The sequence below is a fragment of the Streptomyces sp. NPDC057694 genome (genome assembly GCF_042799415.1).
GTDB lineage: Bacteria > Actinomycetota > Actinomycetes > Streptomycetales > Streptomycetaceae > Streptomyces.
Genome location: NZ_JBHVIX010000033.1, coordinates 67,296 through 79,906, shown reverse-complemented (window position 1 = coordinate 79,906; position 12,611 = coordinate 67,296). Strand labels below are relative to the sequence as shown.

Genomic DNA, 12,611 nt, shown 5'->3' with positions numbered 1-12,611 from the left:
GGGTGCTCACCCCGCCCCCGGCGTCGATCCCGGTCACCGAACCATCCGGATTGGTCAGCGTCTGCCCCGGATCCAGATGCGTCGTGGACGTCACCCCGTCCGGCGAAGTCGTCGTCACGGTCCCATCGGGAGCCACCGTCACCGACGAACCATCCGGATACTGCGTCGTCATACCGCCGTCGTCACCCGGAACCGACACACTCCCGTCCGGCGACGTCACCTGCACCTGACCGTCCGAACCGACCGACTGCGTCAGCCCGTCCGGGAACTGCGTGGTCGACGACCCGTCCGGGTTGGTCACCGTGGTGCTGCCGTCGGGGTTCGCCGTGAACGACGAGCCGTCCGGATAGTGGGTGCTCACCCCGCCCCCGGCGTCGATCCCGGTCACCGAACCATCCGGATTGGTCAGCGTCTGCCCCGGATCCAGATGCGTCGTGGACGTCACCCCATCCGGCGAAGTCGTCGTCACCGTCCCGTCGGGAGCCACCGTCACCGACGAACCATCCGGATACTGCGTCGTCACACTGCCGTCGTCGTTGCCGACGCTGGTGCTGCCCGTGGGGCTGGTGACGGACGGTTTGCCAGAGCCGGTCAGTGTCTGGGTCATACCGCTCGGAAAGGTGGTGAGCGGAAGACCGTCCGGGCCCGTCGTGGTGGTGCTTCCGTCCGGGTTCGACACGAGGCTGCCGCCGAGCGTCGCGCCGTCGGGCGTGGACGTCGTGGTGAGGTTGCCGTCACCGAGGAGGTTCGAGTAGTCCGGGCCGCTGCTCGTCGTGAGGCCACTAGAGCCGTTCGCTCCGGTCGCCCCGCCCAGGAGGCTCGTCGTCAGGTTGTTCCCGAACGCCCCGAGGCTGTCGTTGAGATTGCTGCCCGTGGTGCCGAGGGAGCTGGAGAAGTTGCCCAGGCCGGTGTTGAGGTCCTTGCCGAAGTTCCCCAGGCCGTCGCCGATTCCGCTCAGGTTGCTGCCGAAGGCGTTGAGATTGCTGTTCAGCCCGCTGCCGAGGTTCCCGAGGCCGGAGCCGAAGGTGTCGAGGTTCTTGTTGAGGTTGCTCCCGAAGTTCCCCAGGTTGCTGCCGAACGCACCGAGGTTCTTGTTGAGGCCGGCCCCGACGTCCCCGATCCCCTTGCCGAACGAGTCGAGGTTCTTGTTCAGCCCACTGCCGAAGTCGCCCAGGCCCTTGCCGAACGAGTCGAGGTTCTTGTTGACGCCGCCGATGCCCTTGCCCAGGCTGTCGATGGTCTTGCCGAACTCGTCGTTCTGTTTGTCGGCATCCGCCTGCGCCTTGTCCTGCGCGTACTTCTGGGCCAGGTCGGCGCCGGGGAGGTCCTGGAACGCGAAACGCGTGTTCCAACTGGGGTCGAGAACACGCGACCAGTGCTCGCGGAGTTCGTCGACGACCGGGCGGGCCGGGGCGTCGAGGTTGGTCTTGACGTTGTTCGTCCACCGCCCGATGGCGTCGTTGGAGACGGCCGACCAGGTGCTGGTGTCCTTCAGGTCTCCCCAGATCGGGCTGGAGGTGAGGTCGGGTCCCGCGACCCACTTGGTGACTTCAGCGGTGCCGTAGTGGCCATTCCGGACTTCACGCGTATTGACCAGGATGTTCGGCCAGTTGTGCCGAGTGATGAACTCGGCGATGTCGGCCATCATCTCGTTGAGAATGTCCCGGGGATCGGCCGGCAGGTTGTGTGCCAGAGTGCTGCCGTCGGCCCGGTTGACGTTGATCGGCTGGGCGTTCCGCCAGAAGAACTTGTTGTGATAGTCGTACAGCCGCGAGTACGCGTTGTGCAGGGCGAGCTCCGCGCCGATCAGCTGGTCACCGTGGAGCGTGGTGGATCGGTAACCCGGCATCGCGAGCGACTGGTTGGCGGGCGAGAATCCCGGCGGGCGCAGCTCTCCCGTGAAGTGCTCGTACTTGTTGTGCAGGTCGTCCAGCAGGTCGTAGAAGACTCCGGCGGCGGTCCCCTTCCAGGCCGCGTCTTCTTTCCCGAGGCTTTCCAGCCACTGCTTCAGTGTCTCGGTGTGCTTGGCGAAGAAGTCCCCCGCCGCATCGAACGACGCCGCTGTCTTGGCGAAGGAGTGCAGATCGACGCCGGTGGTGACGGTCGGGTCGCCTCCGTAGGGCGAAGAGGCCCCTGCGGACTGGAAGTTGTTCACCAGACTCACCAGCGCGGCGTCACCGCGTTCCCAGAAAGCCTTGCCCGCCGAGAGATCCGGGTAATGCACCGTGGCCTGGTACATCGCGACGTCGTCCTTGCCCTTGCGGGTGTAGAACTGGAAGGACGCTCCCATGTCCAGGAGCTCGTTCTGCGGATGTATATTCCGGTCGATCTTCTTGATGTCGACATTGAGCCAGGGGATCCCCCCCTCGCCCTTGCTGCCGGTGATGTTGTCACGCCCCGGCATGTCCCAGCCCGTGAGCAGGCTGATGGTGTGTTCCCAGTTGTCGACGGCCATGATGAGGACTCCCAGCGGGCAAGCGGAACGGAAAGGCAGCCGGGGTCAGGCGCCCTATGAAGCCCCGCCGGACGATCCGGCGGCGGAACCCCCCTGGGTGCCGTACATGTCACCGTTGTAGTCGACGATGGCCGACAGGAACTTCTGCCCGTCGACGTCCGCGAGGCTGTCCCCCTGAGTCTTGAGCATGGTGGTGATGACCGACCGGAGGTTGCGGTCCAGGTCCGCGAAAGCGGTCGAGTGCCGGTTGAACACATCGTCGATCGCCTTGGCGGCCGTCACCGTGTTGCTGACCACACTCTTGCCCGCGGTGTCGGAGTCGTTCGCCATCGACCCGAGGACAAAGACGTCGGTGGCGTTGCCCACGTCGTACAGGGAACGACGGTCGGGGTTGGAGACGCGCAGGGCAGCGATGTCGGCCTGGAACTGGTGCACATCGTTGTCGATGAACGACTGGAGCACTTTCGCGTCCAGCTTGGTGAGGTCGGTCATGGTGTTCCTGTTCCTTCATTCCGTCCGGACGCAGGTCAGAACTTGATCTCCTCGAAGCCCTGGGCGTTCTGGTTGACGGTCCTCTTGTACATGTCCGAGACGTCGTCCAGCGTCCGCGCGTGGCTCTGCAGGATCTTCGACAGTGCCTCCACCTCGCTGTTCCAGGTGGGCTGCACCTTCTGGAAGTACACGTCGCGGTCGGGGCCGAGCCAGCTGTTGACGATCGGCGCCAGCTCGTCCTGCAGGCTCTGGACGACGGAGGCGATCTGGGTGGTCTGGTTCTGCATCTCCGTGGCGAAGCTGAGGGCCTGGCCGTGGTCGATGTAGATGCCGTCTTCAGCACCGGGCATGGGAGTCTCCTTGTGACGTCGGGTTGGGGAGGGAGGGGGACGGGCGGGGCCGGTGGCCTGTGGCTAGTTGCCGTTCATCGCCGAGTAGGCGCCACTCGCGACGGAGCTGCCGAACGGGGTGAGCCGACCCTGGTCGACGACGGCGTCCAGGACCGAGCCCTGCGCCTTGTTGCTGCTCTGCATGCTGACGCCGAGCTGGTTCTCCATCGCCTCACACGTGCGCTTGATGCGGTCCACCTCGCTGAGCCAGGTGTCCATGACCTGTGAGTAGGCCTGGCCGTCGGGACCCTGGTAGTGGGCCTGGAGCGTGGTCTTCGCGTCCTGGACCTGACCCTGGATGGTGGTCATACGCGACCTGGCGTTCTCCAGGCTGGTGATCGCCTGGTTGTACGTAGCTGTGGATGACTGCTGACGTCCACTGGGGGGAGTGCTCATCGTGCCAATTCCTTCCGTTCGGACAGCGGATCGAGAAGGGCGGCATGCCTCGGCAGCGCGAAATACGCCCGGAAGTGTGGAGGTTGGGCTCGTCACCGTCGCCGGGAGGCGCCGGAACATGCCAGTACGCCCAAAGCTGCCGGGAGTCTAAGCACGCCGCGTTCGCGACCACAAGGACGGGCTCCGCAACGTGCCGTGAGCCGTCCCACTCAACACCTTCTCACCCTCTACCACGTTTTCGAACACTCAAAGGTTCAAACGTGTGCGCCGGTGCCACCCCGGCCGCTGCCGTCGCCCCGGCTCCTGCGGTGCAGCGCGGTCGCCGCGACCAGGATCAGCAGCAGCCCGGCGCACCCCGCGGCCAGCAGGCCCGCGAGACGGACCGCACCACCGTCGTGCACGAGGCCGAGCATCCGGAACGCGGCCGGGGACGGCCGGGCGGTGACCGGTCCGTCGGACAGGACTCCGGTGAGCGCGCTGTTGATGTCCAGGTGGGGTACGTCGGCGGGGTAGGCCGTGCCGCGCAGTCGGTCGGCGGTCTGCGCGGCGCTCAGCTCGGGGTGGTAGGCCCGCACCAGCGCGGCCGCGCCGGCCGTGTAGGCCGCGGCGAGGGAGGCGCCGCTGCCCACGAAGTGGCCCTTGCCGGCCGGTCCGACGCCACTCACCTGGTCACCGGGTGCGGCCAGGTCCGCCCGCGCCGGCTGAAGCGCGCCGGTGGGACGGTTGCCGTCGATGCCGAAGTCCACGACCGACAGCACGCCCGGCACCGCGGCCGGCCAGGAGGACTTCGGGGACGGCGACGGGTCGGACGCGGTGGAGGCGGTGTCCGGTACGGCCGGGGCGACCAGCAGCACATCGTGCGCGGCGGCGTAGCGGACGGCGGAGGCGAGGGCGGACGTGTTCCGCGTCAGCGCCGCCGACACCGCCACGACCTGGCATTTGGCGTCCACCGCCGCTCTGATGCCGCGCGCCACGGTCGCGGCATCGGGCGTCCCCGCCGCGTCGGTGCCCCGTGCGGCGAAGATCCGCGCCCCCGGCGCCACACCCGCGAAGCCGACCCCGCTGCGGGGCGCCGCCGCGATGAGCCCGGCCACGAAGGTGCCGTGCCCCACGCAGTCGTTACCCGCGCCCGCCTGTGCGGTGACCCGCCCGGACAGTGCCGGCGCCCGCGTCGCCACACCGGTGTCGACGACGCCGACCGTGACGCCCTCCCCCTCGGTGAACAGCCCGGCCCGGCGCAGACCGAGCAGCCGCTGCGCCCACGGTATTTGGGTCATGATCGTGGTGGAGCCCTTGGTGCAGGTCGTTCCCGTGCCGCTCAGGCTCGTGGGCAGCACTGGTAGCCGCAGTTCACTGGCGCTGGGTGAAGGTGAGGGGGCGGCGACGGCCTGACCTGCGGGCCCGCACAACAGCACCGCCGCGGCGACGGTACCGGCACAGCCCCGGACGAGGCCTGCTTGCCGCCGGAGGAACCTCAGGGTCACGGAAACCTCCGCCGCTGTCGTGATGTTGGCCGACGCCGTTCTGCCGGAAAGTGTGCGTATCGTAGCTCCACACGGCACCGGATCCGGCCGACAGGACACCAGGTACGTATGTGTCACGGTCTGGACACATGTCTGCAGAATGTCAGGTGTCGGTTCGGTAAACAGTGTGCCTCGACAAACCATTCGGCCAACGGCGGCCTGATACGTTTTTTGAGAACATGCGTGAGACGAAGGCGAGTTGAGCCGACCATGAGCCGCAGGGCCAGCCGCTGGCAGCGGAACAGTGTGGTGCCCGCCCCCGGCGCCCCTGTGACCGCGGACGACACCTTCGCCGTCACGACCGTCGACGGCGTGCACATCGTGCATCGGGACGGCCGACTCGCCGACCAACTCGTCGATGCCGCCGCGTCCTTGGCCGAGGCGTCCGGCCGACAGGGCACGGTCCTGGTGGCCGCGGTCTGCGCGGACGATGAACTCGACGCCTTCGCACGCCGCGTGGCACCGCTGGTAGGAGAGCTGCGGGCGAAGGACGCGAAGCTGTTGCGGCTGGTGATGTCGCACGGAGCCGTCGACCGTGCCGCCGCACCCTCGCCCGCCCGCCGGCTGTGCGAGGACTGGGGACTGGACGTGGTCGCCGCGAGCGGTCCGGCCCTCGTCGTGCCCGGCGGCACCCTGTTCTCACCCGACGACGCGTCCGCGCCAGGCGGCTGGTGGCTGTTCTCACCGGGCTCGGTGCCCCAGCGGCTCGGCGCCCGCTTCCCCGTACCGGACTGGGAAGGGCATCTGGGCCGGCTGGACACGGAGGTGGCGGAGGACCACCTGGTGCAGCCGATCCCCGCCGGGCTCCTCATCCAGCCCGCGAACGTGCCCGCCGGGACGTCGGACGGCATCGTGTACGCCGTTCCCGTCGACCCGCACCGGCCGCAGTTGCTGGTCGGTGCGGCCGGTGCCGCGCCGGTGAGCGCGGACGCCCTGGCGAGCGTCCTGGCGGCGCTGCCCGTCCGGGCGCGGGACTCCGTACGACTGCTGCCCGCGGACGGCCGCGACCTGCTGGCGGTGGGACAGGAGACCGCCGAGGCGCTGGGTCTTCAGGTGGAGGTCTCCAGCGGTCTTCCCGTTCTGCTGGACGACGACCCGCTGACCGGGGACACCCGGACCCTGCTCATCGGCCCCGACGGCGCGCCCACCTGGGAACCGTACGTGGAAAGCGTCACCTGCACGCCGGCCGAGAGCGACGATCCCGGTGAACTGCGCGTGGGCTCCTGGCGGTCCCCCGCCCCCGGACTGCGGGAAGGTGCCGCGCCGGGGGTGTTCCTGCTGGACGACCGTTGGCAGACCGTACTGACCTGGGCAGGCCTGTGGGTGGGGCGGCAGGGGGACCAGCCGCCGCCCACGGCACGATCCACCGACAGTGACGTGGTGGCGATCGACCTGGGAGTGCCCGGCCGGGCACTGGACGATTCGCTGTGGCCCGCCCTGGAGCAGCTGTTCGGCTCTCTGGAGGACGAGGTCCGCGAACGCGCCATGATCCAGGTGCACGGCAACACCGGCACCGGCGGCATCCGCACGCTGCGCAGGCTCGCCGTCCGGCACGGCATGGTCCTCGCGCCCAAGGGCTGGCGATCCAGCCCGGAGGGAGCCGCCGCCCACGTACTGACGACTCCCCTGGCCGGCACCGCCACTCCGCGTCCGTCCGCGACGCCGTCGGAGGCTCCCGCCCCGCGGACGCCCTCCCCGGCGCCCATCGCGCCGCCCGTGCAGTACGTCACGACCACCGGCGACGCCGGACCGAGCAACCACGCGCTGCCGGGGGAGAACACCGCGTCCCCCGCGGCTCCGGACCTTGCCGAGGCTCCTTTCGCACCGACCGCGCCGGAGCACAGGGCCCACGCCACCGCCCAGGCGGAAGCGGCCCCGGCACAGGCGGCCGCCGCCCCGGAGAGCGCCGCTTCCGCTCCCCGCGCGGCCTGGCCGCCTCCCGCCCCTTTCCTGCCCGAGCCCGTCGAGCCCGTCGAGCCCGTCGAGCCCGTCGAGCAGGTCGAACCGGTGTCGGACCCCGAGCCCTTCAAGCCTTTGTTCACCTCGACGGACGCCGACCTGAGCGACATCTCGGCGTCGTGGACGCCCCCGGCCCCCGACGGCCACGGCGAGGAACCCGAGGAACAGCGGCAGCCGGAACCCGAAACGGAAGAGGTCGAGGGGTTCGAAGGGGTCGAGGGGGCCGACGGGGAAGAGGCTCAGCAGGAGATTCCGTCTCAGGTGGCACCGGCCACGCTGCGCGAGGTGTCCCACGTCCCGGTCGGCGCCTCGCACCGCAGCACCGAATCGGAGCGGAAGCTGCTGCGTTCCTACCTCGGCCCGGCCATGGAGTCGCACGCCGGCGCCGTCCAGCGCGTACTGACCCGTCTTCCCGGGCTGCGCTCGGAGGGCCGGGCCGACGAGGAGCTCAGCGCCGACCTCACCGCCCTGCACGCCTACCTCGGCGCTCAGGAGAGCGGATCGGACGCACAGAGTCTGGCCGCCGCGCTGGATCGCGGAGACGCCGGCGCGCTGGCTTACCTCGGCTGCCTGGCCTCTGGTCTGCGCAGGCTGCCGTCCTTCCGGGGAGCGGCCGTCAGAACGGCCGGCATCTTCGACGAGGGGACGAGGACGCTGCTGCCCGGCGAGGAGCTGGGCGCCGCGACGCCGGTCGGTGCACGCGCCCTGGACAGGGGATACCCGTCGGCTCCTGAGGACCACTACCTCATCTGGTCGATGACGGGCCGCAGGGTCGGCGCCCTTCTGGACACCGGTGCCGCGGAACACACCGACGAGGTGGTGTTCGGCCCCGGCACCCGGCTGCGTGTGCTCCAGGTGCGTGAACGCGCCGATGCCACCGTGGTGTTGCTGCGCGAACTGCCGCCGAACATGGCCACGGCCGTCCCGGGCCGGCTGGACCCCTCCGACCTGCCGATTCTGAACCGTCTCACGGCCATGGCCAATCAGCCGCCCGCTCTGGAGGGCGACCGTGCGTGGCCCGCCCGGAGCCGCGGGCTGCTCGGTGTGCTGGTCGACGGCGCGAACGGTGAAAGCGCCGTGTGACCTCCGCCCTCATCGTCCACTGCCCAGCCGCGTCCTTCCCTTCCCTGCCTCGCCCTCCGGGCGGGGCGGAGGGCGGACGTCCCTCATGACCAGTTCACGTGAAGGAGCATGGATGTCATCGAAGTACTCGGCGCCCTCCGGTGCGCCGCCGGCCGCGGCGGCCGTGCAGGCGGTGCCACCGCGCAGGGTTCGCCGTGCCGTGGTACTGCCCACCGCGGACGACCCGGCCGCCCTGGAGGCACTGCCGTCCACCGGTGTCGTGACCGGTCTCTCCGGCACGAACCTGTCCCTGTCGTCTCCCTCCCCCACGGTGTCCGAATCGGGTGTCCCGTCCGAGCGCGGCCGTTCCGTCGGCCGGCGCACGCTGACGGCCGGCCGCGCCTCGGGCACGGCGGAGTCCGAAACCGAAGGCTCCACCCAGCAGGGCATCCCGGGGGCCGTCGAATCGGCCGCCCGTCCCGCCGGCGGGACGGCGCCGGGGCGTGCGGGCGGTTCCGGCCGCGCCGGAAAGCCGCTGTTGGTCGCTGCCGCCTTCGCGGGCGCCGTGCTGACCTCGATACCGTTCATCGCCCAGCACAACGGCGGCACGGTCAACTACGAGGGCCTCGGCAAGCAGGTCCCGGTCGCCTCCCAGTCGCCCGGCGCGGACGGCGGGGCCAGTCCCGACGGCCAGGCGAGCACCATGCCGCTCCAGGATCCCGCCGCAGGAACCGGTGCACCGGTCGTCCCGCAGCCCGAGACCGATCCGTCACCGGCGGTCGGCTCACAGGATGACGGTGCGGCAAGCGCCGGACCGGACGGCAAGGCGTACGGTCCGTCCGTGCCCCCTTCGGCCGAGCAGGACGGCTCGGCGGCGTCGGACCAGTCCGGCAGTCCCCTGGCCTCTTCACCGTCCGGCAAGCACAAGGGCGTCCTGGGCCCCCTCGGGCCTCTGGGTGCGGCGGGCGCCGGGATCGGCCTGCTGTCGGCCGGTGACCGGGCGGACGACAGTGATCCCGCCCCGCACGCCGCCGACGGCGCCACAGCGGCCAGGACGTCTGACCACTCCGTGTCGGCAAAGGTCGCGGCCGAGGCACCGTCCGCGAAGTCGACGACGGCGAAGTCGACGACGAAGGCGTCGACCACGCATGCGACGGCGAGGAGCTCCGCCAAGCCGGCCACGACAGCCACCACCGTCAAGGCGACCGAGCCGTCGAAGACCGTGATCAAGCCGGTGAAGGCCGCGGCACCGGTGAAGACGGCGTCGTCGTCCACCAAGTGGAACACCCGCGTCATCACCGGGACCACCGTGCTCGATCCGGGCCAGCGGGTGGCATCGAACCGCATGACCATCACCATGCGGACGGACGGCGATCTCGTCATCACGGACGAGAACGGCATCACCCGATGGTCCTCGCACACCCGGGGCAGCGGCTATCGGGCCGTGTTCCAGAACGACGGCCACCTCGTCGTCTACACCAAGAGCGGCGGAACGGCCTGGTCCTCCGGGACGGCCGGTCATCCGGGTGCGGAACTCGTGATCCAGAACGATGGCAACGTCGCCATCCTCTCCTCGGGCGGCGCCACGCTGTGGTCGGCGGGCACTCAGCACTGACCCGAAGCCTGTTCAGCGGGACGCCCGGCCAATAGGACCGGGCGTCCCGCCTGTTACGGGTCCGTAGAAGCGATCCGTCCACGGAAGGAGGCGTGATGCCCCCCGCACCGCCCGAACTGCGCATCAGCGTGGGTAACGTCGCGTCGCCCCCGCACCGGGCGATCGCCGCCGTGACCCGGCGCGTCCTGGAGGCCCACGGGCACCGGGTGACCAGCATCGAGGCCCCTGCGAAGCAACTGTTCGGCCTACAGGTCCGTGGCTGGCTCGACATCCTCGTCTCGGCGTGGCCGACCGCCCCGCATGCCTCCCCGTCGCTGCGCACGCAGAACTCGGCGCGTGTGCTCTCACCCCACTACCACCCGCGGCAGGTATGGGCCGTACCTCCTTACGTCCCCACGAGCATGGTCCGTACGGTGGCCGACCTGGCACGTCCGGCCGTGGTCAGGCACATGAGCGGCATCATCGCCGGTGTCGAGGCGGACGTCGGCGAATACTCGGCAAAAGTACTGGCTGAGTTCGGTCTGGACGTCCTGGGCTACTCCGTCGTCGGCATCTCCGAGGCGGTCCTCGGGCGCTGGGTGCGGCAGGAGCTGATGGACCGCAAGTGGTTCGTGGTGCAGCTGCTGCGCCCCCACCGCGTGGGCACCGCCCACGGGCTGCGCCCGTTGGAGGAGCCCGAGGGCATGCTCGGTGAGGCCGTCGCGGCCAGTTCGGTGATCAGCGCGGAGGGGCTGGAGCACGTCCATCCGGACGCTGTCACGTGCCTGGAGAACCTCTATCTGGGGGCGGAGGGCATTGAGGAGATCGACGCCCTGGTGGCCACCCGGGGTTTTTCCCCGCTACAGGCCGCCGACCGCTATCTCTCCAACCGTCCGGGTCTACTGCCCTGACCGGAAAGGTTCGAAGCAACGGGCAGGTATGCGTGAAAGGGCAACGAGAATGCACCAGCGATTCCCAAGAAGATGATCCTGTTCCGCGAGCGCCGGGTGCGGTGCACCATGCATGTGGCGGGTAGTGGATGACTCGCCCGGAGGGGAACCCGGTGCAGCAGCCGGCTGTTCCCCTCCATCGTCTCTTACCGCACAAGCTTCAAGGAGCGGCGCCACTCGGTCCGGCTTTACTGCACACCCCTGGCGAGGCGTACGTGGCTCGGGCAACATGCTTCTGCGGAGCGCACGATATGCCTCCCTCATGTCGGCATGCCCTGCGTATCCCAGTAACATGCGCAGCGTCATCCACACACAGGGGAGTGAACGGCTGTGTCCAGCCAATCAGCCACCGCCACGAACTGGTCCCGTTACGCTGGCCAAGCAGCCAAGGACCTCGAAGAGAACCGCCGCCGCCAGCACAAACTCACACAGCAACTGAACTTGCTGCAGCGGGAGGAGTCCCTGCTGCTGGGCATCCTGAACCTCGCGGACCACCCCGCCGGATCATCCTTCGAACCATCACATGTGCCGGAACAGGCACAGGACGATCCGGATGATTCGGATCAGAATCCCGCCACCGTGCCCTCGGCCGAGGCGCTGTCGTCTGCTGCCGACAGCTCTCCGACCGCTGCTCCGGCTCGGCCCGGGGCCGCTCGCGCGGCAGGCGCCGATGGCCGAAGGAAGACCGATCGACAGCCTCCCCTGTGGGAGGTGCTCCTCGAGCTGCTGCGCGGGCGCGACGAACCGTGTCTGGCCACTGAACTGCGCGAAGAACTGCTCCGGGCCCACCCCGACCGCGAACCCACGTACCAGGTGGTGCGCAACACCCTGGAGACCGTGGTGGCAAAAGGGCATGCCCAGCGGCACAAGCAGAACAGGTCTGTCCTGTACAGCGCCGTGGAGCCGGACGTCGGCGCCACGGACGAAACGCCGTGACAGGGCACACTTCCGCGCACGTTCGAGGAACACACTCAGGGCTGAAATACTGTCACACCGTGGCCCTCACATGTCCGGCCGCATTTTTCGAACATCCGCTTCCCGGACGTTCTGTTCCCGAACGATGAGATGGAGAGCAGCAATGGCACATCGGATTTCTCCTGCCCTCGCCATGACCGGCTCGGTGGTCGCGCTGATGTGCGCGATCGCGGCGCAGCCTGCCTCGGCAGCGGACTCCTGGCAGGTGGCCTTCTACACGGGCACCGGCCAGACGGGCACGGCGAGCGTCCCGAGCCTCGACGACACCTCGTGCCACAACCTGAACACGCCCGCACTGTCCGCGCGCAACTATTCGGACGTGGACATCCAGGCCTACTACAACGCTGACTGCAAGACCGGCGCACCGGGTCAGGGCGGCGACGGCTACTTCGCTCTTGGCAGCCTGCACACGGCAAACTTCCCCTACCCGGTGGTCAGTTACCGGGTCGTCCACACCGGCTGACGGCCGTCGGACGGTCGCCACTGGCCGACCGGCAGGCCCGAGGGTGAACACGGCGGTGCGTGAGGCTGTGCGCGAGCAAGCCCCACGCACCGTTGCGTTTTCCGGCTCCTCCTCGAGTGTCATCGTTTCCGCCGTGCACCCACGGCGGAAACGGCCCTGCGGAGGCGGCGGCACCGCGCTTCTCTTGCGCTGCGCTGCCGTTTGCCAGCAAATCTCATCCTGCCGTGCGCTGGTCCTGGGCGGATCCGTCGTTTGACTGACGAGCCGAAAATGCAGTCGCTCCTACCCCGGTTCCAGACTTGTTCACCAACTTTGCCCGATCGGGCACCTCCTCTGCCCCTGTTGCCGCCACC

General features: G+C 69.3%; 10 protein-coding genes. 5 read left to right on the top strand and 5 right to left on the bottom strand.

The genetic code is table 11. The features are described 5' to 3' along the window. The 5 genes from ACFVDP_RS39840 to ACFVDP_RS39820 all read right to left on the bottom strand — a co-directional run. On the bottom strand, window positions 1-2,455 hold a 2,455-nt coding region (locus ACFVDP_RS39840; RefSeq protein ID WP_383501358.1), incomplete at its 3' end, for an AAWKG family protein. Window positions 2,456-2,509: 54 nt separating this feature from the next. After that, window positions 2,510-2,947, bottom strand: a complete 438-nt coding sequence (locus tag ACFVDP_RS39835; protein ID WP_383501355.1) for a type VII secretion system-associated protein — start codon at window positions 2,945-2,947, stop codon at window positions 2,510-2,512. A gap of 35 nt (window positions 2,948-2,982) precedes the next feature. Next, window positions 2,983-3,297 carry a WXG100 family type VII secretion target gene (locus tag ACFVDP_RS39830; RefSeq protein ID WP_383501352.1) on the bottom strand — a complete coding sequence of 105 codons (315 nt, stop codon included), beginning with the start codon at window positions 3,295-3,297 and terminating at the stop codon, window positions 2,983-2,985. A gap of 63 nt (window positions 3,298-3,360) precedes the next feature. Continuing rightward, window positions 3,361-3,732, bottom strand: coding sequence for a hypothetical protein (locus ACFVDP_RS39825; RefSeq protein WP_383501350.1), 372 nt, complete (start codon window positions 3,730-3,732; stop codon window positions 3,361-3,363). Between the two features lie 254 nt (window positions 3,733-3,986). Beyond that, window positions 3,987-5,009 (bottom strand): S8 family serine peptidase, encoded by a 1,023-nt coding sequence (locus ACFVDP_RS39820; RefSeq protein ID WP_383501347.1) that lies wholly within the window; start codon window positions 5,007-5,009, stop codon window positions 3,987-3,989. A 456-nt stretch (window positions 5,010-5,465) separates the two neighbouring features. Between ACFVDP_RS39820 and ACFVDP_RS39815 the strand changes: the two genes are divergently transcribed. The 5 genes from ACFVDP_RS39815 to ACFVDP_RS39795 all read left to right on the top strand — a co-directional run bounded on the left by ACFVDP_RS39815 (window position 5,466) and on the right by ACFVDP_RS39795 (window position 12,258). Beyond that, complete coding sequence (locus ACFVDP_RS39815) at window positions 5,466-8,297, top strand: hypothetical protein (protein WP_383501344.1); 2,832 nt, start codon at window positions 5,466-5,468, stop codon at window positions 8,295-8,297. A 112-nt stretch (window positions 8,298-8,409) separates the two neighbouring features. Next, a complete protein-coding gene (locus tag ACFVDP_RS39810) occupies window positions 8,410-9,891 on the top strand; it encodes a hypothetical protein (RefSeq protein WP_383501342.1) in 1,482 nt (493 codons plus the stop codon). Between the two features lie 95 nt (window positions 9,892-9,986). Next, window positions 9,987-10,781, top strand: a complete 795-nt coding sequence (locus tag ACFVDP_RS39805; protein ID WP_383501339.1) for a glycine betaine ABC transporter substrate-binding protein — start codon at window positions 9,987-9,989, stop codon at window positions 10,779-10,781. A gap of 369 nt (window positions 10,782-11,150) precedes the next feature. After that, window positions 11,151-11,756: a hypothetical protein gene (locus ACFVDP_RS39800; RefSeq protein WP_383501336.1), complete on the top strand. Its 606-nt coding sequence runs from the start codon at window positions 11,151-11,153 to the stop codon at window positions 11,754-11,756. A gap of 142 nt (window positions 11,757-11,898) precedes the next feature. Continuing rightward, window positions 11,899-12,258, top strand: a complete 360-nt coding sequence (locus ACFVDP_RS39795; protein ID WP_383501333.1) for a hypothetical protein — start codon at window positions 11,899-11,901, stop codon at window positions 12,256-12,258. The last annotated feature ends 353 nt before the right edge of the window (window positions 12,259-12,611 follow it).

Bases quoted from the DNA above. Each gene is read 5' to 3' on its own strand.
- ACFVDP_RS39820 (WP_383501347.1), bottom strand. From the start codon at position 5,009: ATGACCCAAATACCGTGGGCGCAGCGGCTGCTCGGTCTGCGCCGGGCC.
- ACFVDP_RS39825 (WP_383501350.1), bottom strand. From the start codon at position 3,732: ATGAGCACTCCCCCCAGTGGACGTCAGCAGTCATCCACAGCTACGTAC.
- ACFVDP_RS39805 (WP_383501339.1), top strand. From the start codon at position 9,987: ATGCCCCCCGCACCGCCCGAACTGCGCATCAGCGTGGGTAACGTCGCG.
- ACFVDP_RS39835 (WP_383501355.1), bottom strand. From the start codon at position 2,947: ATGACCGACCTCACCAAGCTGGACGCGAAAGTGCTCCAGTCGTTCATC.
- ACFVDP_RS39830 (WP_383501352.1), bottom strand. From the start codon at position 3,297: ATGCCCGGTGCTGAAGACGGCATCTACATCGACCACGGCCAGGCCCTC.
- ACFVDP_RS39810 (WP_383501342.1), top strand. From the start codon at position 8,410: ATGTCATCGAAGTACTCGGCGCCCTCCGGTGCGCCGCCGGCCGCGGCG.
- ACFVDP_RS39795 (WP_383501333.1), top strand. From the start codon at position 11,899: ATGGCACATCGGATTTCTCCTGCCCTCGCCATGACCGGCTCGGTGGTC.
- ACFVDP_RS39815 (WP_383501344.1), top strand. From the start codon at position 5,466: ATGAGCCGCAGGGCCAGCCGCTGGCAGCGGAACAGTGTGGTGCCCGCC.